We start from the raw sequence: 23758 nt of genomic DNA, 5'->3' as shown, positions 1-23758 counted from the left end.
CGCCCCGCCCCGCGGCGCGCCGAGGCTGCACCACCGTTCAAGGAAGGAATCGCGAACATGAGAGCCAGTAGCTTGATCTTCTGTGCAGCCGCGGCCGCCGCCTTCGTCGGCATGGCGCCGTCGGCGCACGCCCAAGACACGTACCCTCTGTCGGGGGTAATCTACTCCCTCCGCACGGACACCCCGGCATCGGCGGGTCTGTCCAGCGCCCTCCTCGACCAGGCGGTCAACGAGCTGGAGGACGCGGTCGACGACGGAGACATCAACGGCGCGGTCCTCCTGGTCGCCCGCCGGGGCCGGATCGTGCTCCACACCGCCGTGGGGACGAGGGACGGCCTGAACGAGGACGATCCGAGCATGCCCTCGGTGCCGATGCCCCTCGATGGGATCTTCGATCTCGAGTCCATGACCAAGCCGTTCACCGTCTTTCTCGCGATGAGAATGCAAGAGTCCGGGAATTACCCGGGGTTCAACATCAACAACACGGTCGCGACGTATTTCTCGGAGTTCGCCGTCTCCTCGGTCAACAACAAGAGCTCTGTCACGATCAGGGATCTGATGAGCTATGTATCGGGGGAGGATGTCGACTACTTCGACGACAGCAACCCGAACGGCCTCTTCGACGACGCCGACCCCTGGCACTCGATGCTCGACGCGCCGCTGGCCCGCCCGCGGGGGACGAAGGTCGTCTACAGCGATCTCGGCTTTCGGATCCTGGGCCACGTGCTGGAGACGGTCGGCGGCGACTCGCTCCAGAACCTGATGAAGACGTACATCTTCAACCCGCTGCAAATGAATGACACGGGCTTTCAGCCGTGGCTCAACATGCCGGAGAAGGAGGACCGCTTCGTCGGCACGGCGTGGTCCGCGGCGCGCGAGCGTTATCTCCGGGGCGAGGTGCAGGACGAGACCGACTACTTCCTCGAAGGGGACGGCCCGGACCCGGCCGAGCACCTCACCGGGTGCGACGGCCTGTTCTCGACCGCGAGCGATCTGGCGAAGTTCGCCCAGATGATGTTGAACCGGGGCAAGCGCATCTACAGCTGCAACCCTCCCCCTTTCGGCAAATGCATAAGCACCCTGCTCCCTGCCCAGACCGTGCTCGACATGACCACGAACCAGACAGGCTCGCTCCATCTCAACAGGTCGGCCTGGACGTACTCCGAGAACCTGCTCTACTCGCGCAAGGGGTACGGCTGGGAGATGTGGGACGCAGGCATGTGGCCCGGCGGGGAGTCGACATCGACCGTCGCCTACAGCAAGACAGGCGCTGCAGGGACGCTCATGGTGCTCGATCCCGAGCCGAGCCGCGAGATGTTCGCGATCCTGCTCACGAACCACGGGCTGCCGAGCTTCGACCACTTCACCGTCGACCCGGCGACGGGCAAGATGTCCTGGGAGGACTTCGACTGGATGCTCGGTGACATCCGGGCCAACGAGGTCATGACCAAGGTCTTCGGGTCCCTCGCCTGGTGACCCGGCCCGCGGAGACGACGCGCGGGCCGAGCCGCACCCCGACGCGCATCACCTGGGCCGGCGCCCTCGCGCGGCGCCGCGCGAGGGCGGGCGTCATCACTGCGCCTGAGCCGCCGCGAACGGGTTCAGCTCGTTCGTGAACAGGTCCTCGGCCTTGATCTGCCCCGGCTTGAGGTCGCCGTCCTTCACGAGCCAGTCGATCCAGATCTGGTATTCCCCGGCCGACAGGAGCCCCCCTTTGCCGGCGACGCCCAGGCTCGTCCAGTACTTGGCCAGCGACGCGTCCTCGTTGCGGCCCCGCCGCTCGATGATGCGCTGCAGGCGGGCCACCACCTCCTCGCGCGGCGTGCTCCGGGCCCACTCGATGGTGCGCGCCGCGGCCTCAACGAACTTGCGGGCGCTGTTCGGGCTCTCCTTCAGGAATCGCTTGCTCATCACGTAGCTGCCGGCGGTGAGCTCGCCGAAGAGCTCGTGGTCCGAGAACAGGGCCCGGACGCCGCCGCGCTCCAGCGCCTTGTCGCGCAGGATGTCGCCGAGGACGGCGACGTCCACCTGCTTCTGCCGAAGCGCCTGCTCCGCGCTCACCGGCGGCAGCACCACCAGCGTGACCTGCGCGATCTCGGCGCTCGTCAGCCCCTGGCGCGACAGGTACTCTTTCAGCATCAGCTCGTAGTGCGCGCCCAGCGTGTTCATCGCGACCTTCTTGCCGATCAGGTCCCGCGCCGCCTTGATGGGGCTGTCCTCGGTCACGTAGAAGCCGGCCCACCGCTTCGCGTCGATCCCGTAGCCGCCCACCACCGCCCGGAGCGGCGCCCCGGCGGCGATCAGCTTGATCACCGCGCCGTTGAACGCCTGCCCCAGATCGGTGTCTCCGGTGACCACCGTCTGGATGTCCTGCGGCCCGCTGATCGTGTTGCCGACGTAGCTCAGCCGGATCGGGGCGAGGTACCCCAGGTCCTCCGCCAGCTCGGGCACCGAGACCATGCCCGAGAACCCCTGATAGCGCAGCTCCAGCACCTCGTAGTCGCCGGCGGCGCTGTCGCCGTTGCCGTGGTCGACCTTCGAGCAGGCCGCGAGCGCGAGCGCGGCGCAGAGGGCCGCTGCGAGCCTGCGGCGGGTCGTGGCGATCGAAGATGACTTGTCGAGCTCTCGCATGGTGAATGTCTCTCTTCGGCCGTCACTCGGCGGCCGCGGGCTCGGCGGGCGTGGGGCTCACGCCCGCCGCGCTGGGCGTCCTGCGCGCCACGGCGAGGAGCACGCCGAAGAACACGGACAGGAGCAGGAACATCGATTGGAGCCCCAGGCTCCGGCCCATCAGGCCGCCCACGGTGCTGCCGAACAGGCCACCTGACGGCCCCACGAGGGCCTGCAGGCCGGCCACCTTGCCCCGCCCCGCCCGGGCGCCGATCCGGGCGATGCGGGTGAGGTTCGCGATCTGGAGGACGCCGAGCCCGAGGCCGAGCAGCAGGCCGCCGGCCCGCAGCGGCGTCAGATCGCGCGAGAGGCCGAGCAAGAGGAGCGCGCTCGGGACGAGGACCAGGCTCGCGAGGTAGACGCGCTCGTGCCCCACCCGGCCCACGAGGCCGCCCAGCGAGAACAGCGCGAAGATGAACGTCACGCCCTGCCAGGCCAGGAGCCCCGACGCCTCGGCCGGCGTCAGGTCGGCGACGGCGACGCCGATGGGGATGATGAAGAACATGAAGAACGAGTTGATCGACTGGGCCGCAAACTCGATCAGGCACACGCTGCGCAGCTCGACGTCCTGCGCGAGCAGGGCGAGGTCGGACCGGACGCCGGAGAGGCGCAGCGCTCCACGAGGTGAAGACCGCGCCGTATAGCGGCCGAAGACGATCGGCGACATGAGCACGGTGATCAGGAACGAGACGCCGATGAGACGGTACGTGCCCGAGAAGCCCAGCGCCTTCGTGAGGCCGGCCGCGAGCATGGGGCCGAGCAGGAACATGCCGACCATATGGGTGCCGCGGTACCAGCCGGCCTTGGCCTCTCCCACCGTCTCGAGCTGCTGCATGAACACGGTGCTCAGCGAGACGAAGCGCATCGGCATGAAGAAGCTGATCGCCGTCGTGCAGGCCAGGAGGAACACCGGAGACGGGACCGCCGGCAAGGCCATGTAGAGCGACCCGGCGACGAGGCTCCCCAGCACGAACAGCCGCGAGGGCCCGAGGTGGTCGACGAGGAGCCCGATGGGGATGCTCATCAGGAGCACGCCGACGCTCTGCGAGCCGGAGATCAGCCCGAGCAGCGCCTCGTCCGCCCCGAGCTCCAGCGCATACAGCGTCGTGCTCACCTTGGCCACGCCGACGCTGAGGCCCATGACCGAGGACAGCGCCGCGAACATCAGCAGAAAGCGGTTCTTGTCGATGAAGGAGCGCAGTTGGACCTCGGGGCACCGCGCGGATCAAGCCTGTTGATCCGCGCCGGCGAACACCCGCGGTCAGCAACCCCCATGCCGCGCCGGAGCGGGCCGGAACGCGGGACCGAGAGCTTCCGCGCTGCTGCCGTGGCAGCAGCGGGTGGTGATCCGGTGCCCCGGCGCGAGCAGGCGCGCCCGCTCGAGCGACAACGCAGCGGTGGAGCCTTGCGACCACGCGACAACGCGACCGCGCGAGCAAGCAATCAAGCGACCAAGCGACCCGGCAACCGCCCGTCGCCGTTAGCAGGTTCTGCACGGAGCCGCCCGCGCTTTGTTGTTGCCCGCGCCATTTCGAGGGTGGTACTGGTGCAAGGCATGAAATTCCCTGCGATTCATGCACTGATCGCCGCGTGCGCGCTCTGTTCCACGGCCGCGTGCTCGTGGCAGCCGTATGGCGAGGTTCGCGTCGTGAGGCGGACGAAGGTCGGCGGCGAGCTCGCGATCCTGGGTGATCGCGAGGTGGCCATGCAGAAGGCGAGCCAGACGATGGCCACGACCTGCGGCGGACCCGAGAGCTACGAGATCGTCGAAGAGGGCGAGACCGTGGTCGGGGAAGACACCGTGTCCGAGGCCAGCGAGCGCCGCGAGAAGGATTTCTTCGGGCCGAAGAAGCGGAAGCAGGAGAGCACGCACACGGTGCAGAAGACCGAGTGGCGCGTGAAGTACGAGTGCAAGAAGGACGAGCCGGCGGCCGCCGCGGAGGGGGCGCCCGCGGGCGACGCCGCGCCCGCCGAGGCCACCGAGGGCAAGACCGAGGGGCGCCGCGTCCACGAGGTGATCATCCGGTTCTGACGCGCGTCTCCGCGCGCGGCGGCGACCTGTCCGCCTTGGAGCAGCAGAGCCGGCCACAGGGTCGCTCCTGGTCGCGCCGGCTTTGCCAGCGTGCTCTTGGCCTGCCCAGTGGTAGATCTGGTGCAGCATGGACGTTCTTCAATGGGTCGAGCGTGCGGCGGCCGCGCCGTCATTGCTGCTCGCGACGGACTTCGACGGGACAATCTCCGAGATCACCGCGGTCTCGGGCGGGGCGGTGGCGGCGCCGGGCGCCCTCGGGGCGCTGGGGGCGCTCTCGCGGGCGCCGGGCACCACCGTGGCGATCGTCACGGGGAGGACGATCCACGACGTCGCGGCGCGCACGGCGCGGTGTGGCGCGGTGTGGCGCGTGGGCGAGCACGGGACGGAGATCGCGGCGCCGGGCGGGGAGCTCGTGTACCTGGCGGACGCCCCGACCGAGGCGCTCGACGCCCTGGAGCGCGAGGCGGAGGAGGCGGTGCGGCGGGTCCCTGCGCTCGGGATCGAGCGCAAGCGCTGCTCGATCGCGCTCCACTGGCGGCTCGTCCCGGCGGAGGCTCGGCCGGCGGCGTTCGACGCGCTCGGGGCGTGGGAGGACGGGGCGGCGCGGCGGGGGTTCGTGGTCATGAGGGGGCGCAGCATCCACGAGGCCCGGGACGCCGCGCATGACAAGGGCCGCGCCCTCGCGTTCCTGCTGGCGCGGCTGCCGCCGGGGACGCTGGTGGTCTATGCGGGCGACGACACGACGGACGAGCCGGCGATCGCCCATGCCCGGGCGATCGGCGGCGTGGGCGTCTACATCGCCTCGTCCGAGCGGCCGGACACCGCGGTCGTGCCCGACCTGACGCTCGATGGGCCCAAGGCGTGGATCGCGTTCCTCGAGGCGCTCGCGGCGCGGCGCGGCGGCGTGATCGGCGAGGCGCCGCGCCTGGCCTGAGGGCCTTCATCAAGCTCTCCGTTCTCGTACGTCGGAGAGAAGATCAGGAGAAGCGGTGTTGCGCGCGCAGCGCGCGGAGCGCGGGTGTACGGCGGGCAGATGCGGTGGGGTGGTGCGCCGGACGGCGGTGTCTCGCCTCGAACGGAGCGTGAGTCCACCTGGGGTATCCGCCGCCAGCAAACCGAGCGCGCCGTTCGTCCATGACCGCTCGAAAGATGAAGTCTGATTAGCGGGTGAGCTGGACCGACAGTAGAGTTCGGCGCATGTGGACATTTCACATCTCAGCATTTCCGCTCCGCCGCACGAGCCGCGTGCAGGCGACCTCGGTGCCGCTGTGCCTCGTCGTCGCGCTGGCGGGCTGTTCGCCCAAGGCCCGCAGCTTCCAGGGCTCGGGCGCCGCGAGCGCCGGCGGCGACGGGGATCAGGGGGTCGGGGCGGGTGACCCCGGCGCTGGCTGGGACGGAGAGGCCCCTGCGTGCGCGGCCGAGACGCAGGCGGCCGACTGCGACGATGGCAATCCATGCACCGCGGACGCGTGCACCGCAGGCGCATGCGTCAACGTCCCGCTCGACGGCGTACCGGCGCTGCCGTCCGGGCAGATCGCGGGCGACTGCCAGATCCTCACCTGCGCTGCGGGCCAGCCGTATCCTGCGCCGGACGACGCTGACGCCGAGGACGACGGCGACCCATGCACGAGCGACGCGTGTCGACGCGGGGTCGCCACGCACGTCGTGGCTGCAGGTTCGCCGTGCGGCCAGGGCCTCGTCTGCGATGCAGCGGGCGCGTGCAAGGGCGCGAACGGTCGGGCGTGCGCCGGTCCGGGGGACTGCGCGAGCAGGAAATGCGTCGACGGCGTCTGCTGCGACACGGCCTGCGACGAGACCTGCATGGCCTGCAACGTCGAGCGGTCGGTCGGCACGTGCTCGCCCCTCGGCCCCGGAGTCGAGGACGAGCCGGACTGCGTGCTGGATCACGAGGTCTGTGACGGCATGGGCGCTTGCAAGCTGGCGCCCGGCCGGCGGTGTCATCGAGACGAGAGCTGCGCGAGCGGCGTCTGCCGCGAGAGCGGCCGCTGCGGCGAGTTCACGACGGAATGAACCGCGTCCGGCGCGGCGTTCCACGGGATGGAAGCTGCCAGAGCGGCCCCTCCTTGCTGCGCGCGCCGCTCGATAGGAAACACCTTTGACACAGGCGAGAGTTCTGGCATGGACTGACGCCCGATTGTCGACGCAAAGAAAAGGAGAGCGTCAACCCATGGATCGTACACGCGCGGCTCACCGCCCATTGCACCGATGGCCGGGGGCCCTCGCGATCACCGTCGTGACGCTGGTAGGCTGCTCGGGCGCGCCGCCCGCGACAGCGCCTCCGCCGCCGTCTGCTGCATCCCAGGAGGCCCGGCCGCCGGCGGCCCCGGCGATCGCGCAGGCGCCCACCGCGGCGCCGGGCGCGTCCGCCGCCGCCCCGGAGGAGCCGCCGCGCGCAGCGGCGCACGCCGCCGCGCAGCTCACGATCGATAAAGCGATCACCATCGGCAAGTGGCCTGAAGGGATCGCCGTGGTCGGCGACACGGCGTGGGTCGCCGAGAGCGGCAACCGGCGCGTCGCGCGCGTCGACCTGAAGCGCGGAGAGGTGGTGTCGCGCGTGGCGGTCGGCCGGCTCCCGGTGCAGGTCGTCGCCTCACCCGAGGGGGCGATCTACACGCTGGCGCACACCGATCGGGCGATCTGGGCCATCGACGGGCAGACGGCGCGCGCCCGCGCGCTGGCGCGCTTGCCCGATTCCCCCGAGGACATGGTGGTTGCGGACGGCGCGCTCTGGGTGCTGCTCTGGAGCAAGGGGAGCTCCGCAAACTCCTCGGTCGTGCGGATCGATCCGGCCACGGGAGGTCAACGCCGCTCGCCCGCGCTCGGCCGGGACGCGTTCGCGCTCGCCGTCGGGCACGGCCGGATCTGGGTGGCGCACGGCAATGGCAAGGTGAGCGTCGTGGACCAGACCTCGCTGGAGCCGCGCGACGAGCTCCACATCGGCGACCTCCACCGACGCATCGCCGCCGGCCCGGGCGCGATCTTCACGGACGTGCGCTCCGGGGTCGCCCGCCTGGATCCGATGAGCGGCAGAGCCACGAGCGAGGTCGCGCTGGGCGAGACCGTCTCTGTGCTGCGGCAGATGGGCGACGACGTCATCGCCGTGGGTGAATCGGGCCGCACGTGGCTGCTCGACCCGGAGAACCTGACCATCCGCGCGATCCTCTCTCCCCCCGATGCGGTGCGGTCGCCGCACGACGCCTGGCGCCATGGAGAGACGCTGCTCCTCACCGAGTTCGACGACGCTGGCGCAGGTGGGAAGGAAGACGGCCGCCTTCTCATCCTGCGATCTTCGCCTCGCTGACGCGGAGCCACGCCGCAGCTCGGTTGACGGGAAGGGCCCGGGAGCGAGCGCGCCGCGGCGCGCTGGGCCGGCCGGGGGTCGCCAGCGAGCATTCATGATAGGGCGGCGGCACGCGCGCGAGCCCATCAAAGCGACGCTTGACCTCCCGGAGCCGCTGAGACCACATGGCATGCCATGATCAACGCCCCGGTCCGGCCCGGCGACGTCGTGGCGGGCAAGTACCGCGTCGAGCGTCTGCTCGGCGCGGGGGCCGTGGGGGTCGTCGTCGCGGCGGTCCACGTCGAGCTCGGCCAGCGCGTCGCCGTCAAGTTCATGCGCTCGGCCCACCACGTCTCCGCCGACGCGCGCGAGCGCTTCTTGCGCGAGGCGCGCGCGGCGGTACGGCTGCGCAGCCAGCACGTCGCCCGCGCGTTCGACGTCGGCACCCTCGAAGGCGGCGCGCCGTACATCGTCATGGAATTCCTCGAAGGGCGCGATCTCGCCGCGTTGCTCAAGGAGAGTGGGTGTCTCTCGCTCGACGACGCCGTGGAGTACGTTCTCCAGACGTGTGAAGCCGTCGGCGAGGCGCACGCGGCCGGCATTGTGCACCGCGACCTGAAGCCGGCGAATCTCTTCGTCACGCAGGACGTCAGCGGCGCGCCGTGCATCAAGGTCCTCGACTTCGGGATCTCGAAGATGAGCGGCGCGGAGCTCGCCCTCACAGACGACGACCAGCAGCTTGGCACTCCCTTCTACATGTCGCCCGAGCAGATGAGCTCGCCGAAGGACGTCGACGCGCGCAGCGACCTCTGGGCGCTCGGCGTCCTCTTGTATGAGCTCATCGCCGGGCAGACGCCGTTTCACGCGGAGACCTTGGCGGAGTTCTATGGGCGCATGCTCGCGGCGAAGCCGACGCCGCTCCACGAGCGCCGGAGCGACGTGCCCCCGGAGATCGACGCGGTGATCCAGCGGTGCATGATGCACGATCGCGAGCAGCGCTGGAACGACGTGGCGGCGTTCGCCGGCGCCCTCGCGCCTCACGCGCCCGCGCGAGCGCGGGGCTATGCGGAGCGGGTTTGGCGGGTGCTCAACCTGTCGCGGTCGTCTTCGCCGGGAGCCAGAGGCGCGCCGGAGCCGCGCCGCGCGGCGGCCTCCTCGCCGCCGGCCAGCGCCGGGGCAGCAGGGTCGATCGCGCCGCGCCCGCCGGACGCCATGGCGGACACGGCGCCCACCGCGTCGTGGCCCCATGGAGCCCTATCGTCCTTCGGAGTGCTGCTGTCGAAGCCCCGCTATTGGGCTCCCCTTCTCCTCGGCGGTGCGTTCGTCGCGGGCGCTGCGCTGGCGGTGATCGCCTGGGGGGGACAGGAGGGGGCGCGATCCCCGGCACCGAAAGGCCGGGCGGCGGCCTCCTTCGAGGCGCCGAACGCGGCCCCCTCCGCGCCCGTTGAACCCCGAGCTCCCCCCTCCGCGCCCGCCCCTCCCGACGCGAGCGCGAAAGCGCAGGCGGAGCCCACCTCGCCTTCGCCGGCGGCGACGGACACGCCGAAGGCGACGGAGCCCTCCCTGCGGGCAAAGCCTCCGGCCAAAAACCTTCTTACCCCGAAGCCTGAGCCGGCGTTCTCGTACGACGAGCGTCGCTAATCCTGGGACAACGGCGAGGGGTGCCCATAGAATGGGATCGGTGCGTGGCCCAGGACCGATGCGTGTGAAGCGCAGCGTCGCCGCTGCGGGTGCGCTGATCCTGTCGTTATCGGTCGCGCCGCGCGTCCTCGCGGACCCGACCGCCGAGGACCGGGCGGCCGCCGATGTGCTCTTCCGCGAGGGGCGCGCGCTCGTCAAGCAGGGCAGCTACGCCCTGGGGTGCTCGAAGCTCGTCGCCAGCCAGAAGCTGGACCCGATGGCCGGGACGCTGCTCGCCCTGGCGGATTGCTACGAGCTCGATGGCGCGACGGCGAGCGCCTGGGCGACCTTCAACGACGCCGAGGCAACGGCGCGCAAAGCGGGCGATGGGCGGCGCTCGAAGGAAGCGGGGCGGCGGGCGGGCCTGCTCGAGCCGCAGCTCTCGAGGCTCGTCATCGAGGTGGCGCCGGAGGCCCGGGTCGAGGGGATCGAGGTGCGGCGCAACGCGAAGCCGCTCGATGCGGCGATGTTCGGCTCGGCGATCCCGGTCGATCCGGGCGAGCATACGATCGAGGCGGCGGCGCCTGGCAAAAAGGCATGGAGCACGAAGGTGGTCGTCGAGCCGAAGCCAGGGCAGAAGACGGTGCGCGTCCCTCTGCTCGAGGACGCGCCCGCGCCAGGGCGGGCAGCGCGCGCGCCTGCGGCGACGAGCGCCGCGCCCCCGGCGAGCGCGTGGAGCGCGCAGCGGACCATCGGGCTCGTGCTGGGCGGGGTGAGCTTGGCCGGGATCGCGGTAGGCGCTGTGTTCGGTGTCGAGACGCTCTCGAAGATGAGCGAGGCGCGCAACCAGCACGGGTGTACCAACGACGACCCTCCCCGTTGTGACGCCGAGGGGGTCAAGCTCCATCAGGACGCGAACACGACCGCCAACATCTCGAATGTAGCGTTCGCGGTAGGAGGCGCGGCGCTCGTCACAGGCCTTGTCGTGTTCCTGACCGCGCCGTCGAGCGACGCCGTGCCGTCGACGGTGCTGGAGGTGCGCCTTTGGCCTCCGGCCCGGGCGGGAGCAGCGGGGCTGTCGTTGCGAGGTAGCTTTTGACATGCACCCGATGCGACCCTGGAGGCTCGTCATCGCCGGGGGCGCATTGCTCGTCGCCGGCTGCCAGATCATCGCGGGTGTGCGCGCCGACGCGGAGCTGAACCAAGGAGGCAACGGCGGCCAGGCGTGCAGCGCTTCTCCCGAGTGCCAGAGCGGCGTCTGTCAGGACGGCATCTGCAAGCCGGCCGAGGCGAAGTGCGCGCTCGATCTCGAGCCGTTCGACATCCTCACGTCCGGAGACCTCGGCGGCCATGAGGTCGACACCTCCTCGCTCGTGCTGGCGAGCGGACCCGATCGCGTATTCGTCTCGGTGGTCGACAAGGCGGCCAGCCGGCTCGTGATCGGGACGGTGCACGAGATCGGGGAGCCGGCCGGGTCGAAGGCGGAGTTCCCCTTCACCGACGGCGCGGCCTTCGTCACCGGCCGCGAAACGGGAGGGCAAGTCATCCTCCAGGGCAGGGTGGGGTACGAGATCGGGCAGCTCGTCTTCCCCACGACCGCCGACGGCGTCTCGTCCAGGGGGACGTTCCACCGGTTTCCCGCGCTCGCGCCGGAGTGCTCGAGCCCCAGCGTGGCAACGTCGATGGCGTTCGTCCAGGCGGGCGACAGCACCTTTTATGCCGCGACCTGCGCGGCGCCCGGCGGCTCGACGCGAGCGCTCGTCGTCGGTGGATCGGCCGAGCCTGCGCCGACCCTCGTGGCCCAGGGCCCACGCACCGATGCCTCGCTCAACGTTCACTACTACACGGTCACGAACGGCCGGCACCTCCTCTTGTTGGATGACAACGCGACCGGAGAAGCGTTCTTCAGAACGGGCGCCTCGCGCGCCGATCTCGGCGCGGCGCACCGGATCCAGTTCAGCCCGTCTCCCGACGAGGTGGAGTCCTTCTTCGGGGCGTTCCCGCTGCCCGAGGGGGATGGGGTCACGCTCTTGATGGTGCACCTCGTCCCTCCGCCGAGGCTCACCCTCTCGGCGGAGGTGGGCGTCGTGAAGGACTTTTTGTCGCTCGGACAGGTTCCCCCGCCCGGCTTTACCCCTGTCTTCAAGCTCCAGAATGTGAACCAGTACAACCCCCCGGGCCCCGTCGCGAGCGACGGCGAAAACGTGTATTTGGCGTTGGTGCCGCCGCCTGGAAAGAGCGTGAACCTGGGCTGGTTCACGCGGACAGGTGAGAACGTGCTCCCCAACCAGCTCATCTTCTCCCTTCCGGACGGCAGCAGCGCGCAGATCCTCGGCTCGACCGTCGCGCAGCTCGGCGTCAAGCTGCTCGTCGCCTGGATCGAGCAACGCGAGGGCGCCTACTCCGTACGCGGTCAGCGGCTCATCTGCACGCTGCAATGACGCGCCGACCGGCGCGGCCAGCTGGAGCGCCCCGTGGGTCGGCGGGAGCCCCTCGGGAGCGCGCGTCCTTTCGCGACCCGTCCACGATTCTCACCTGGCTCGCCATCGTCACGGCACGTAAGAGTGCCCAGGCCGAGGCTCAGAGCGTCCTTCCGAGCCTCTCCAGCAGCTTGGGCCACCCGGGCTTCATGCCTTCGAAAGCGGTCTTGCCCATCGGCGAGTCGAGGTTGAAGCCCTCGTGCGTGAGCGTGAGGAGCGTCCCCGCCCCTTCGGGCGTGAGGCGCCAGGTGATGATGGTGTCGAGCTGGCCAATCGCAAAGCGGTACGAGAAGAGCCGCTCCGCTTCGACGGCGAGCACCTCGCAAGCCTGCTTGCCCCAGGGCCCCATGTCGAGCTCGAAGCGGTGCCCAACGACGGCTTTGACGTCACCCGGAGCCCACCAGCGCGCGTGCAGCTCCGGATCCGTGAGCGCCCGCCAGACGGCGGACGGAGGCGCTGTGTAACGATGTTCGAGGTGGATGACTGCAGGGGCGTTCATTTTTTTCCTTCTTCGTCGAGGAGATCTTCGAGGGCGGTGAGCCGCGTCTTCCAGTACTGAGTGAACGTGTCGAGCCATTCGTCGACCTCGCTCAGCGGGCGCGGATCGAGGTGGTAGTAGCGCTCGCGTCCGCGCGGCTCCTCGCGCACGAGGCGCGCTTTGCGGAGCACCTGCAGGTGCTCGGACACCGCGGGGCGGCCCAGGTCGAAGCCACGCGCGAGGTCGTTCACGGCGCGAGGTCCCATGCGGAGCTGCATCAGGATCTCGCGCCGCACCGGGTTGGCGAGCGCCGAGAACACGTCGACTTCAGCCATGTCCTTAATATGTCGGAAACCTCCGACGCGTCAACGAAATCCGACGCGTTGGCCGCGCGGCTCGGTTCGCGCGCAGCGCGGATCCCCCCCGCCGCAGGCGCCCGCGCAGCGGGGCGACGCGCCTGCGGGCGCGGGGCGGTCTGCTGTCACGTCCGCTTCAGCGCGTGCGCGATGCCGCTCCGCAGCGTCCCCGCCGTGACCAGGCCCCGCAGATCGACGTCGAGCTCGATGAGCGTCTGCGCGATCGCCGGCTGGATGCCGGTGAGCACCACCTGGGCGCCGAGCAGCCCGACGGCGCGCGCGGCGTGCACGAGCATCTCGGCCACCTGGACGTCCACCGCCTTGACCCCGGTGATATCGATGATCGCGATGCGGGCCGCGTGCCTCGCCACGCCCTGCAGCAGCGTCTCGATGATCCGGCTCGCCCGCGCGCTGTCGAAGAAGCCGATGAGCGGCATCACCAGCACCCCCTCGGCGATCGGCAACAGCGGCGTCACCAGCTCACGTATCGTGTCCTGCTGCGCCGCGATCAGCTCGTCCCGCGCCGCCTCCCGCTCGCGCTCCGCCGCCTTGACCCGCGTGATGTCCACCGAGATGCCGGCGACCGACCCCTCCGGGATGCCCTCACCGCGGAGGGGGAACTTGATCGAGTAGAACGTCTTCTCGCCTCGGGCGTGAGGGACGGGATCCTCGGCCTCGAACGGGGCGCCGTTCCTGCGCACCAGGTCATCGACGTCATTGTAAATAGACGCAACTTCCGATGGAAAGAAGTCGCTGTCGGTCTTTCCAAGCATGCTGCCCGGGGTCGCCCCGACGAGCTCCTCCACCGAGCGGCTCACAAGGAGAAAGGCTCCTTCCCGGTCCTTTGCATACAGGAGGACCGGCGCGTGATCACAGAACGTCGCGAGCAGCGCCTCGCTCCTGTGGAGGCGCTGCTCGCGGCGCTTTCGCTCTGTCACGTCCTCGGCCGACAGGAAGATCTCGCGCGCGGATCCATCCTCGCCTCGCGCGAAGACCTCCGCGCGCACCGCGAAGATGCGCTCGTCTCCCTCGCGGCCTCGCGCCCGGAGCTCGCCCTCGATCACCTCGCCGTCCCGCGCCCCCTTCAGCCGCTCCGCGCTCGCGGTGAGGCCGGCCATGTCGCCCGGGTGGATCCGATCCGAGAGCGCCTCGACGCCGCGTGTCGAGAGCTCTTCCTCCGTACAGCCGAGCGAGCGAGCGAGGGCGGCGTTGTGTTCGATGAGCCGCCGCTCGTCGAGGCCCACGACACACAGGATCGTCGGCGCCGCGTCGAGCATCCTCCGGGCTCGCGCGCCGAGCACGTCCTGCTGCTCCTTGGCCGTGGTCTCCTTCATCGCGGCAGGCCTCTCCTCATGGCGGCTCCTTCCAGGCCCGGGCGGCGGACGCGCGGGCCAGAGCTCGATCCATGATACATACGCACGGCGCGCGCGCGGCGAAATCGAAGACGCGGCGTCGCCACCCTGTCGCGGCCGCCCGGCGCGGCGCCGTAGCCTGGCCTACCCGCGCATGCGATGATCGCCGCGCGTCACGTAATGCGGCCTGCCGGGCTGAGCGACGCCGGGCTCAGGGGAGCAAGCTGCACTTCGACAGCGGCGTCCGGTAGTCCATGGCCTGGGTGTTGCGCTCGAACTCCTCCAGGTTGTTCGGACAGACGACGTACCAGCCAGCGTCGGTGAAGGCGCTCACTTGGCGGTCGGTGGTGGCCAGATCGTACGCGAGCATGACGGTATCGTAGCCCCAGCCGAACAGCTTCTGACCGAGGAGCACGTCCACGTACCCCGCGCGCATGCGATCCATGTACTCCGGCAGCGTATCGAACGCCACCGAGTGAATGGTCTTCTCCTTCGCTCTCGCGGTGAGCATCGGCGCGTTCGCCGCGAGGTCGGGCTCGCCGAGGAGCTTGCTGTAGGAGAAGAAGAAGCCCGTGATCTCCGGGTCCTTCTCCAGGGCCTCCTCCGCGGTCGCCGCGCAGAAGGGGACCGCGTAATCGCAGCACACGCAAGGGAGGCTCACCGCGTTCGTCATGTCCGGGTACTTCTTCAGCGTCTCGGAGAAGCCGGCGAGCCGGTCGATGAAGGTCCCCGCGGGCGTGGGCGTGTAGACTCCATTACCGTCATCATCCATCATCGTCTGCAAGGCGATCTTGCCGGTCTTGCCGTTGATGGTCGCGAGCGCATCCATGAGGAACGAGGCAGCGGCCTTGTTGTCCATGCCGTAGTAGGTGTGGCGCTTGCTCGCGGGAGCGTCGCCGCCGTACGTGACGACCTTGATGCCGGCGTCCACCGCCTTGTTGACGAGGTCGGTCTCGCAGTCCCCGCTGAAGACATCGATGGATATCGCGTCCACCTTCATGTCGATGACCTCTTCCAGCACCGCCATCTGAGGCCGGGAGAGGTAGCAGGCGTCGTCGGGGTCCAGCGGCTTGCCGTCTTCGGTGAGCTCCGGACATTCAGGGTCCAGGATCATCACGTTGACCGGCCGCGTGCTCGTCGTCGACAGCTCGCTCTGCGCCTGCGCGGCGCCCGCGCGACCCAGATCGTGGAACCTATTGCACTTGTTGTGCGTGATGTACGCGATGGTCAGCGGCGCTTCCGTCGTGCTCTCGCTGGAGCTGCAGGCAAGCACGCTGGTCGCCAGAAGGATGCCCCCCAAGATGGCGCGATGGACCATGAATCCCCTCCTCTTCTCGAACTAGCTCGATCCGTTTCACCGTCCCCTGACGGTTCAGCGCGCCTGTGCGCGCGCCGACATCCGGGACCACCCTGCGATGGCGCGCGCTCGGCGCGCCTCGCCCTCATTCACGGCGCACGTGGCGCGGCTCCTGTCCACCGCGCGCTTGCCCGACCGGATACGCATACGCGATGCCGCTCCGCAGCGTCCCCGCCGTGACCAGGCCCCGCAGGTCGACGTCGAGCTCGATGAGCGTCTGCGCGATCGCCGGCTGGATGCCGGTGAGCACCACCTGGGCGCCGAGCAGCCCGACGGCGCGCGCGGCGTGCACGAGCATCTCGGCCACCTGGACGTCCACCGCCTTGACCCCGGTGATATCGATGATCGCGATGCGGGCCGCGTGCCTCTCCACGCCCTGCAGCAGGGTCTCGATGATCCGGCTCGCCCGCGCGCTGTCGAAGAAGCCGATGAGCGGCATCACCAGCACCCCCTCGGCGATCGGCAACAGCGGCGTCACCAGCTCCCGTATCGTGTCCTGCTGCGCCGCGAGCAGCTCGTCCCGCGCCGCCTCCCGCTCGCGCTCCGCCGCCTTGACCCGCGTGATGTCGACCGAGATGCCGGCGACCGCGCCCTCCGGGACGCCCTCGCCCCGGAGGGGGAACTTGATCGTGTACAGGGTCCGATCGCCCTGGGCCTGCGGGACGATCTCCTCGGCCTCGAACGGGGCGCCGGTCCTGCGCACCAGGTTTTCGACATCTTTGTAAATAGACGCGACCTCCGGCGGACAGAAGTCGCCATCGGTCTTTCCGAGCATGCTGCCCGGGGTCGCCCCGACGAGATCCTCCATCGAGCGGCTCGCCAGGAGGAAGGCGCCGTCACGGTCCTTCGCGAACATGATGACAGGGGCGCGGTCGCAGAGCGCCGCGAGCACCGCATCTCTCCTGGGACCGCCCTGCTCGCGGCGCCTTCGCGCTGTCACGTCCTCGGCGAAGACGACGACCTCGCGCACGGCGCCGTCGTCCCCTCGCGTGAAGACCTCCGCGCGCACGGCGAAGAGTCGCTCCTCTTGCCCTCCCTCGACGGTCCGCGCCCGCAGCTCGCCTTCGACGACCCCGCCGTCGCGCGCCGCGGCGAGCTCGGCCGCGCGCGCGGCGAGGCCGGCGAGATCGTCGGGGTGAATGCGCGCCGAGAGCGCCTCGACGCCCCGCGAGAGGAGCTCTTCTCCCGTGCAGCCGAGCGCCCGGACGAGCGCGGCGTTGTGCCCGGTGAGCCGCGGTCCCGCGAGGTCCAGGACACACACCATCGCCGGCAAAGCGTCGAGTATCCGCTGGGCTCGCGAGATCGTCGCGCCCTGCGTCCGGCTGGCCTCGGTATCCTTCATCACGGGCTTCACAGGAACTTCCATCGAGCGCTTTCGGCCCGGTCAGGGCAAGAGGTCGCACTTCGTCAGAGGCGTCCGGTCGTCCTGAATGCCATCAGACGAATCTCGATAGCGCACGATCCCCCTCCATGATGGCGCTACAACGGTCTAGAGCGACAAACGGGTTGAAACAGCATGTAAACCGGCAAGAAATTGAACCGCCAAGGCGCCAAAAGACGCCAAGAAAAACATACAATCTTGGCGTTGACGTCTTTTGGCGCCTTGGCGGTTCACTTCTCTGGTTCCAGCCTGATCGGCGCTCCAGCTCGGCTTCATTATTACGACTAAGTGAACCCAAATCGGCTGTCAATGCCTTTTCCGTCCTCGTTCATTACGATGCCGACCGTGGCAGTTCTCGCAGGAGAGCATGCCAGTTACCAGTAGGATACCGTCGGAGATGACTCCACGGTGGACCATTCGGCCCCTCATCTGGTGGACAGGCTGACGCGATCGAGCGCCATGGCGCGAGAGAACGCCCGCGATCACGGCCCTGCGCCGCCAGCGCCGCCAGCGCCGCCTGAGCCCGCGGAGCCGCCGTCACCGCCTGTGCCGCCTCCGCCATCGGCGCTCGCGCCTGCGCCGCCTCCGCCATCGGCGCTCGCGCCGCCTCCGCCGGTCGAGGAGGCTCCGCTCGCCTGAGAAGAGCTCGCGGAGACGCCCGTGTCGAAGCAGTTCGGGTTGTCGGCCTCGACGAAGCAGCCCACCTCGATGGGGTGGCCGACGTCGACGCAGCCCCCCGCCAGGAGGCCTGTCGTGGCCGACAAGCGGAGGAGGAGCGCAGGATAACGTGTGCTCTTCACGGTGAAGCTCCGTGGCTCGCGCGCCCGACGGTCGCGATGGAGGAGGGCCTGGCCGCCGCGGCCGGGCTGCCTGTGGCGGCGTCGTCGTCGAGGTGGAGCTCGATCCCGGCGAAGAGCGTGAGGCGGTTTTTCAGCGCGAAATCCGCGGTCGGGCCGCTCTCGACGAGGTAGCGCGGCTGCCCCTGGTTGGGCCCGACGACGTAGGGCTCATGGCCCGAGAACGCGTATTGCCCGCCGAGCGTGTACCCGGCGCCCTTCACCCCGGGTATCGCGCCCGTCACCGCCGCGCGGAGCTCGACCTGCGGCGGCACCTCGGGGCGAGGGGCGATGTTCGACGGATCGCCGCCATAGTACGCCTGGTCGGCGATCCGCCGGCCCATGTAAGCGGCCGCCAGGGACACGGCCCCTGAGCCGACCTCGTACGATACACGGGCGTTGCCGTACACCTGCGGCGCGACCGTGATGGGGACGTCGTCGCCGGTGCCGAACCGCGCGTTCCGGGTGATCTGCTGCTCGGACATGCGGCGTCGCGTCGCGGCGAACGTGGAGTTCACGCCGACGCGCAGCTTCCGCTCGAGGAAGCTCGTCTCGAAGCCGAGGTTCGCGCCGTAGTTCTCGATGCCTGGCACGTTGTTGTACCTCGAGACGCTGGGCGCCTTGGCCCTCAGGAGCTGGAGCTCGATGACGTCCCGCCAGTCCGAGTAGAAGCCGCCGGCCGTGAAGGAGTACGCGCCGCTCCTGAACGACGAGACCGCCTCCAGGGAGGAGACCTTCTCCGGCTTGAGGCCGTCCGGGTTCGGCAGGAGCCTGCCGCTCACGGTGTAGAGCTCGACGAAGCTGGGGGCGCGGAACGCGCTCGAGTAGATGAGCTTGAGCGACACGCGCTCATCCGGGGTGAGGATCAGCGCGGCGCGCGGCGAGATCGCGTTCGCCACGTACTCGAGCGGGATACGCGAGTCGAGGTCGACCCGGATCCCGGCGTTGAGCGAGAGGGGCCGGAACAGGCGGAGCGTCTGCTGCACGTAGGCCCCGAGCGCGGCCTCGTCCTCGAGGCGGTATCCGCCGCCGTGCCAGCGCGTGCGCGCCGGGTCGGAGCCATAACTCTTCCCCGTGAGCTCGTCGAACGCGACGAACTCGAAGGCCGAGGTGCGGAGGCGCCCATCGACGCCCGCCATGGTCGTGGAGGCGCCGTCGCCCGCCCAGTCGTACCGCGCCTGGAGCTCCAGCCCGACCCAGCGGGAGAGGAACAGCGCGTCCTTCCGGCAGGGCCCGGACGGGCCGCGCGGGCACTGCTCGGGATCGAGCACGTCGATCGGGACGTGCGGCACGAGCGGGTCGTGGCCCACCACGTAGCGCGAGCGCTCGATCCGGCTGAAGCCGAAGTACCCGCGCGCGACGCCCTCGAGCCGCTCGCTCAGGCGGGCGCGATAACGCACGCTGGTCAGGACGAGCGTCTGCGTGTTGTCGTTGCGCGCGTCGTCGAAGGCCCCGACGCGGTTCTCGTGGAGATCCATGAAGGGCGCGGCCCACGTCGAGCGGGTCGCCTGCGCGACGGCGCTCAGGTCGCCGGCGTCGAGGCGCACGAAGGCGCCTGCCTTGCGGCGAAACCACTGCTCTTCCACCGTGCCGCCCCAGGAGCCGGGCTCGGCGTGCGAGCCGAGATCCATGACGGACACGCCGTCCGCCAGGACCGGGAGCCGCTGCTTCGGGAAGCTCACCTCGGGCCCCTCGAAGCGGTGCATGTCGACCGCCGCCACCACGCCCGCGGGCTGTCCGAGCAGCGTGAAGCGGCGCCCGAAGCCGAGCGCCGCCGTGCCCTCGCCCCCGATGCCCTCGACGTCCGGCGCCCTGATGTTGCCCGATTCGTCGAGCGGCGGCGACGCCCCGAGCGTCAGCGAGGCGCGGAGGCCCTGGTGATCGGCGGCCTTCTTCGTGACGACGTTGATGACCCCCAGCATGGCCTGCGCGCCGTAGAGCACGGAGCCAGGGCCCAGGACCACCTCGATGTGGTCGACGATCTCGATCGGGATATCGTGCAGGAAGACGGCGCCGCCGCCCTGCTCGTTCACGACCATGCCGTCGAGCACGATCAGCACGTGGCTGTTCGAGTCCCGGGTCAGGGCGACGCCGCGCGCGCCGACCTCCGGGACCGACATGCGGTCGTGCGCGAAGACGCCGCTCGCGAGGAAGGTGAGCGCGTCGGCGAGGCGCCGTATGCCGAAGAGCTTGAGCTGCGCGCCCGTGATCACCGACGACATGGCGGGCGCGTCGCTCTCGCGCTCCGCGGAGCGCGAGGCGCCGGACACGACGTTCTCTTCGAGGATCTCGAGGAGCGAGCTGACGTCCTCGGCCCGCGCCTCCCGCGAGGAGGTGGTCGACCACGCGATCGACGCGGCGCAGAGCAGTGCGAGACGGGTCGAGCTCACGTCAATAGATCCTTGCCAGTTTGAGGATGGGAGCGGGGAAGTCGATGTGCTGGGCCCGGGCCTGCGCGAGGTTGATGCTCATGCGCGGCTTGCCGTCCGCGACGTCGACGCCGAGCACGGCCCCCTGCGAGACGTAGGGCTCCACGGCCGCGAAGCTCAGGATGCCAGTGTCGGTGAGCGCGCCGCGTATCGCGGCGACCTCCCTGCCGAGCCCCGAGGAGATGTACACGACGTTGATGTCGTGCGTGCGGCACGTCGCGGCGAGCTCGGACGCGCTCGAGTACTCGGCGCTCTCCACGCGGATCGGCTTGTCACGGACCTTGCCGATGTCGCTCAGCGCCCTCCTCATCTGGAGCGCGGCGCTCGCCGAGTCCGCGTCGCCCGCCCGGGAGAGCAAAAGGAAAGAGACCTGTCCTTTCACCCGCTCGGAAAAGCCCCTGTCGTACGGCAGGATGCGCGTGACGATCTCCGCTTGCACGGCGAAGGGCGCCGTCGCCGGCTCCGCCATGACATGGAACGGGACGAGGGCGGCCGCGACGAAGAGGCCGAGCACGAGGGCGCGCCGGCGAAGCGTCATGTCCTGCGTTCCTTGCCGCGCGACAGGCCGGCGAGCTTGCGGATGCGGAGCGCGGCTTGCACCTGCGGGGTGAGGGCGAGGAGATCGCCTTTCCTGCTGAAGACGCCGTCGAAGCCCAGCTCCGCGTACCGCGATCCTGCCTCGGCGTCCGTTGTGTAGAGGTAGAAGAGCGGCGGCTTCTCGCCCTCGGGCACCGCGGCCTTGAGCGAGCGGAGGACGGCGGCGCCGTCGAGGCCCGGCATGAAGAAGTCGACGATGACGAGATCGCAGCCGCGCAGGTGGCGGGCCGTGCCCACGAGCTGCGTCGTCGTGACCACCTCGTAGCCAGCGCTCGACAGCTCGACGCGGATTCGCATCAGCACGATCTCGCTGTCATCGATCACCAGGATGCGTCCGCCATGTGACATCGAGTCATTCTCCGTTGCTGAGAGGGGCAGCCTGGGGGCGGATCACGAACGCCGTGCCGGTCCGGCGCGACGCGTCCACCTCGATGAGCCAGCCGACCGAGAGGAGATCGGCGCGGACCGCGGAGAGGCCGACGCCGCGGCCCGCGAGGTCGCTCACGTCGCCCTTCGTGCTCACGCCGGGGGTGAACAGGAGCTCATGAGTCCGGCGCAGATCCTTCGGATCGACGCCGGCGCGCGTGGCGAGGGCGTCGAAGTCGATGCCCTGGCCGTCGTCCTCGACGAGGAGGGTGGGCAGCGGCCGATCCTCGATGCAGCTCGCGCGGATCACGCCGACCTCGGGCTTGCCCACCCGGATGCGCGCGTCGGGGGGCTCGATGCCATGGGCGATCGCGTTCCGCACGAGGTGGAGGAGCACGCCCGGGAGCAAGCGGGCGAGATCCGAGGGAATGGAGGCCTCGCGGCCGTCGATCTCGAGGCGGGCGCGCTTGCCCTCCCGCTCGGCCCAGCGGGGGACGCGCTCGACGAGCGGCGCGAGCACCTCGCCGAACGGCCGGGCCGCGAGGCGGCGGACGATCTCGGCGGCCTCGCCGCCCTGCGGGCCGACGAGCTCGCCGAGCCGGGTGACGTCGGTGCGGCGGACCGTGATCTGGTCGAGGATCGCGCTGCCCACGGGCGAGGCGTCGACGAACGTCTCCTGCGCGCGCGTGAGCTCGTCCGTGACGCGGGTGAGCCGCGAGCGCCACGACGCCGAGCGCCCCTCGACCGAGGGCCTGTCCTCCGAGCGCGTGCGCGCCTGGACCATGGAGAGCTCGTCCTCGAGCGCCATGATCTCGTCCGCGAGGCGCTCCAGGTCGAACGACCGGGCCTCGCCCTTCATGGTGTGCAGCTGCTGCATGAGCTCGTCGATGTCCGCGGGGCAGAGCTGCCCGCCGGGCTTCAGGATCTCGCTGCACCGGGCCACGCGCTCGCGCGAGATCTCGATGAAGCGGACGAAGACCTGGCCGCCGCCGGCGATGAGGCGGCGCATGGCGGCGATCTGGCGCGCGTGCTCCTCGTCCTTGGTCTTGACGCTCTCCGCGAGGCGCCTGAGCTCGGTCTGGTCGGTCGCGAGCAGCATGATGCGCGCGATCTTCTGGCCGGAGACGATGGGGCAGAGCTCGATCCGCAGGAACCTGCGGTCGCCCGGCGCGCGCTCGAACCACACCTCGCGCGGGGCGAGCTCGGCGATCTCCGGGAAGGCGTCGACCTCCGCGTCGAACGCCGCGTCGACCCACTGCCGGAGCGCCTGGCTCTCGACGCAGAGCGGCCCGCCGCGGTAGAGGAGCTCCGCGACGTGGTTGCCCTCCGCGGCGCGGTCGCCGAAGAGCTGCCTGGCCTCCTTCGAGGCCTCGCTGCCCAGGCGCCCGTCGGGGCCGAAGGCCACGATGGCCTCGCGCATGTTGTCGAAGAGCTCGCGGAGGCTCTTCGTGGCCATCTCGAGCTTGGCCTCGCGCTCGAGGATGGCCGAGCTCATCGCGTTGAAGACGTCGGCGAGCCGGCCGAGCTCGTCGTTCCTGCGGACGTTCACGCGGACGGCGCGATCCCCCTCCCCGACGCGCCGCGCGGCGTCGACGAGCCGCGAGAGCGGATGCACGATCTGCCACCTCGCGAACGCGAGGAGCAGGAAGGCCGTCATCGCGCCGACGATGCCCGCGAACGCGAGGATGTTGCGGCGCGCCGCGGCGAACGCGGCGTTCTCGGGCTCGAGCGAGAAGACGAGGACGAGCGTCCCGAGGCGCCGCCCGTCGTCGCGCAAGATCGGGCGGGCGACGCGTATCTCGCGCTCCAGGACCTGGTTCTCGGCGCCCCGCGCGGTGAACGCCGACAGGCCGCCTTCCGGCTGACCGATCTTGGCGACGGGCTCGGCGTCGCTGCCCCACGCGACCGCGGCGATGAGCGCGCGGTTCGACCGGAGCTGGTCGAGGTCGCCTTGCGCCGTGTCGCGATCGCCGAAGTCGAGCGGCGCGGTCAGGGACCCTGAGAGCAGATCCGCCATCATCGATGCGGCGTTCGCCTTCGCCGACACGAGGTCATCCCGTGTCTTCTGGATCACCTGATTGGCGACCAGCACGGTAACGCTGGTGAGGACCACCACGGTCGCTGCAGCGAGCTTGACGCCGATGCCGAGGTGAACGCCAGAGCGCCGCCGGTGAGCCGCTCGGGGCCGGGGGCTGGGGGCAGAGACCAGCATCACGCGCTCGGCGCGGCAGGGCGTATCCGAGCCAAGAAATGGTCGAATCCAAGAGCGTGCGTCATCCGCGCCCCTCCACGGCAGAAGCTTCGCCAGGCGCACCATCGGAGGCACCCGAGGGGGCGAGGACAGGCGCACGGCGATGCCCTTCCGACCTCGACGGTACGTAGTTCATTTCATTTCTGCAACAGGATTCTCCTCGCCCACCGCCGATGTGGCTGTCCGCTTGTCGCGTCAACGGCAACGGATCCATGCGTCAACAGGTCCACGCGTCAACGGGTCCACGCGCCG

Annotated in this window: 20 protein-coding genes; 8 read left to right on the top strand and 12 right to left on the bottom strand. The window is 70.1% G+C overall.

What is annotated here, in order from left to right:
- The first annotated feature begins 57 nt into the window (after positions 1-57).
- Entirely contained in the window at positions 58-1476 is a 1419-nt protein-coding gene (locus tag WMF14_RS08010; RefSeq protein ID WP_437799747.1) for a serine hydrolase domain-containing protein, read from the top strand.
- Between the two features lie 96 nt (positions 1477-1572).
- Here WMF14_RS08010 and WMF14_RS08005 read toward each other — a convergent pair whose 3' ends face one another.
- Positions 1573-2631 (bottom strand): ABC transporter substrate-binding protein, encoded by a 1059-nt coding sequence (locus WMF14_RS08005; RefSeq protein ID WP_437799746.1) that lies wholly within the window; start codon positions 2629-2631, stop codon positions 1573-1575.
- A gap of 22 nt (positions 2632-2653) precedes the next feature.
- Positions 2654-3835, bottom strand: coding sequence for an MFS transporter (locus tag WMF14_RS08000; RefSeq protein WP_272101085.1), 1182 nt, complete (start codon positions 3833-3835; stop codon positions 2654-2656).
- A 483-nt stretch (positions 3836-4318) separates the two neighbouring features.
- Here WMF14_RS08000 and WMF14_RS07995 point away from each other — a divergent pair, with 483 nt between their 5' ends.
- The 7 genes from WMF14_RS07995 (at position 4319) to WMF14_RS07965 (ending at position 12064) form a co-directional block, all read left to right on the top strand.
- Positions 4319-4702: a hypothetical protein gene (locus WMF14_RS07995; protein ID WP_272101084.1), complete on the top strand. Its 384-nt coding sequence runs from the start codon at positions 4319-4321 to the stop codon at positions 4700-4702.
- A gap of 127 nt (positions 4703-4829) precedes the next feature.
- The gene (gene otsB, locus WMF14_RS07990) at positions 4830-5636 is read left to right on the top strand and encodes a trehalose-phosphatase (protein WP_437799743.1); all 807 of its coding nucleotides are present in this window, start codon (positions 4830-4832) and stop codon (positions 5634-5636) included.
- Between the two features lie 263 nt (positions 5637-5899).
- Positions 5900-6733: a hypothetical protein gene (locus WMF14_RS07985; protein WP_437799741.1), complete on the top strand. Its 834-nt coding sequence runs from the start codon at positions 5900-5902 to the stop codon at positions 6731-6733.
- Between the two features lie 157 nt (positions 6734-6890).
- Complete coding sequence (locus tag WMF14_RS07980) at positions 6891-8024, top strand: hypothetical protein (protein ID WP_437799739.1); 1134 nt, start codon at positions 6891-6893, stop codon at positions 8022-8024.
- A gap of 174 nt (positions 8025-8198) precedes the next feature.
- The gene (locus tag WMF14_RS07975) at positions 8199-9644 is read left to right on the top strand and encodes a protein kinase domain-containing protein (RefSeq protein WP_437799737.1); all 1446 of its coding nucleotides are present in this window, start codon (positions 8199-8201) and stop codon (positions 9642-9644) included.
- A gap of 58 nt (positions 9645-9702) precedes the next feature.
- On the top strand, positions 9703-10722 hold the full coding sequence (locus tag WMF14_RS07970) for a hypothetical protein (RefSeq protein ID WP_437799735.1): 1020 nt from the start codon (positions 9703-9705) through the stop codon (positions 10720-10722).
- Position 10723: 1 nt separating this feature from the next.
- Complete coding sequence (locus WMF14_RS07965; protein WP_437799733.1) at positions 10724-12064, top strand: hypothetical protein; 1341 nt, start codon at positions 10724-10726, stop codon at positions 12062-12064.
- Positions 12065-12203: 139 nt separating this feature from the next.
- On the opposite strand, the gene WMF14_RS07960 is transcribed toward WMF14_RS07965, so the two are convergent.
- The 10 genes from WMF14_RS07960 to WMF14_RS07915 form a co-directional block, all read right to left on the bottom strand.
- Entirely contained in the window at positions 12204-12602 is a 399-nt protein-coding gene (locus tag WMF14_RS07960; RefSeq protein ID WP_272101077.1) for an SRPBCC family protein, read from the bottom strand.
- On the bottom strand, positions 12599-12916 hold the full coding sequence (locus tag WMF14_RS07955) for an ArsR/SmtB family transcription factor (protein ID WP_272101076.1): 318 nt from the start codon (positions 12914-12916) through the stop codon (positions 12599-12601). The genes WMF14_RS07960 and WMF14_RS07955 overlap by 4 nt, the downstream gene beginning before the upstream one ends.
- 146 nt (positions 12917-13062) lie before the next feature.
- Positions 13063-14271 (bottom strand): PAS domain-containing protein, encoded by a 1209-nt coding sequence (locus tag WMF14_RS07950; RefSeq protein WP_437799730.1) that lies wholly within the window; start codon positions 14269-14271, stop codon positions 13063-13065.
- A gap of 229 nt (positions 14272-14500) precedes the next feature.
- A complete protein-coding gene (locus WMF14_RS07945; protein WP_437799728.1) occupies positions 14501-15607 on the bottom strand; it encodes a substrate-binding domain-containing protein in 1107 nt (368 codons plus the stop codon).
- 124 nt (positions 15608-15731) lie between these two features.
- Positions 15732-16988, bottom strand: coding sequence for a PAS domain-containing protein (locus tag WMF14_RS07940; protein WP_437799726.1), 1257 nt, complete (start codon positions 16986-16988; stop codon positions 15732-15734).
- Positions 16989-17509: 521 nt separating this feature from the next.
- A complete protein-coding gene (locus tag WMF14_RS07935) occupies positions 17510-17827 on the bottom strand; it encodes a hypothetical protein (RefSeq protein ID WP_437799724.1) in 318 nt (105 codons plus the stop codon).
- Complete coding sequence (locus WMF14_RS07930) at positions 17824-20253, bottom strand: TonB-dependent receptor plug domain-containing protein (protein WP_437799722.1); 2430 nt, start codon at positions 20251-20253, stop codon at positions 17824-17826. The genes WMF14_RS07935 and WMF14_RS07930 overlap by 4 nt, the downstream gene beginning before the upstream one ends.
- A gap of 1 nt (position 20254) precedes the next feature.
- Entirely contained in the window at positions 20255-20830 is a 576-nt protein-coding gene (locus tag WMF14_RS07925; RefSeq protein ID WP_437799720.1) for a YfiR family protein, read from the bottom strand.
- Positions 20827-21237 carry a response regulator gene (locus tag WMF14_RS07920; protein WP_437799718.1) on the bottom strand — a complete coding sequence of 137 codons (411 nt, stop codon included), beginning with the start codon at positions 21235-21237 and terminating at the stop codon, positions 20827-20829. The genes WMF14_RS07925 and WMF14_RS07920 overlap by 4 nt, the downstream gene beginning before the upstream one ends.
- A gap of 4 nt (positions 21238-21241) precedes the next feature.
- Positions 21242-23467, bottom strand: a complete 2226-nt coding sequence (locus tag WMF14_RS07915; RefSeq protein WP_437799716.1) for a HAMP domain-containing protein — start codon at positions 23465-23467, stop codon at positions 21242-21244.
- Positions 23468-23758: the final 291 nt, after the last annotated feature.

The sequence above is a fragment of the Sorangium sp. So ce693 genome (genome assembly GCF_051521375.1).
GTDB classification, from domain to species: domain Bacteria; phylum Myxococcota_A; class Polyangia; order Polyangiales; family Polyangiaceae; genus Sorangium; species Sorangium atrum.
This window is presented reverse-complemented; position numbering and strand designations above follow the sequence as displayed.

Bases quoted from the DNA above. Each gene is read 5' to 3' on its own strand.
- WMF14_RS08010 (WP_437799747.1), top strand. From the start codon at position 58: ATGAGAGCCAGTAGCTTGATCTTCTGTGCAGCCGCGGCCGCCGCCTTC.
- WMF14_RS08005 (WP_437799746.1), bottom strand. From the start codon at position 2,631: ATGCGAGAGCTCGACAAGTCATCTTCGATCGCCACGACCCGCCGCAGG.
- WMF14_RS08000 (WP_272101085.1), bottom strand. From the start codon at position 3,835: ATGTTCGCGGCGCTGTCCTCGGTCATGGGCCTCAGCGTCGGCGTGGCC.
- otsB (WP_437799743.1), top strand. From the start codon at position 4,830: ATGGACGTTCTTCAATGGGTCGAGCGTGCGGCGGCCGCGCCGTCATTG.
- WMF14_RS07985 (WP_437799741.1), top strand. From the start codon at position 5,900: ATGTGGACATTTCACATCTCAGCATTTCCGCTCCGCCGCACGAGCCGC.
- WMF14_RS07980 (WP_437799739.1), top strand. From the start codon at position 6,891: ATGGATCGTACACGCGCGGCTCACCGCCCATTGCACCGATGGCCGGGG.
- WMF14_RS07975 (WP_437799737.1), top strand. From the start codon at position 8,199: ATGATCAACGCCCCGGTCCGGCCCGGCGACGTCGTGGCGGGCAAGTAC.
- WMF14_RS07970 (WP_437799735.1), top strand. From the start codon at position 9,703: ATGCGTGTGAAGCGCAGCGTCGCCGCTGCGGGTGCGCTGATCCTGTCG.
- WMF14_RS07965 (WP_437799733.1), top strand. From the start codon at position 10,724: ATGCACCCGATGCGACCCTGGAGGCTCGTCATCGCCGGGGGCGCATTG.
- WMF14_RS07960 (WP_272101077.1), bottom strand. From the start codon at position 12,602: ATGAACGCCCCTGCAGTCATCCACCTCGAACATCGTTACACAGCGCCT.
- WMF14_RS07955 (WP_272101076.1), bottom strand. From the start codon at position 12,916: ATGGCTGAAGTCGACGTGTTCTCGGCGCTCGCCAACCCGGTGCGGCGC.
- WMF14_RS07950 (WP_437799730.1), bottom strand. From the start codon at position 14,271: ATGAAGGAGACCACGGCCAAGGAGCAGCAGGACGTGCTCGGCGCGCGA.
- WMF14_RS07945 (WP_437799728.1), bottom strand. From the start codon at position 15,607: ATGGTCCATCGCGCCATCTTGGGGGGCATCCTTCTGGCGACCAGCGTG.
- WMF14_RS07940 (WP_437799726.1), bottom strand. From the start codon at position 16,988: ATGAAGGATACCGAGGCCAGCCGGACGCAGGGCGCGACGATCTCGCGA.
- WMF14_RS07925 (WP_437799720.1), bottom strand. From the start codon at position 20,830: ATGACGCTTCGCCGGCGCGCCCTCGTGCTCGGCCTCTTCGTCGCGGCC.
- WMF14_RS07920 (WP_437799718.1), bottom strand. From the start codon at position 21,237: ATGTCACATGGCGGACGCATCCTGGTGATCGATGACAGCGAGATCGTG.
- WMF14_RS07915 (WP_437799716.1), bottom strand. From the start codon at position 23,467: ATGCTGGTCTCTGCCCCCAGCCCCCGGCCCCGAGCGGCTCACCGGCGG.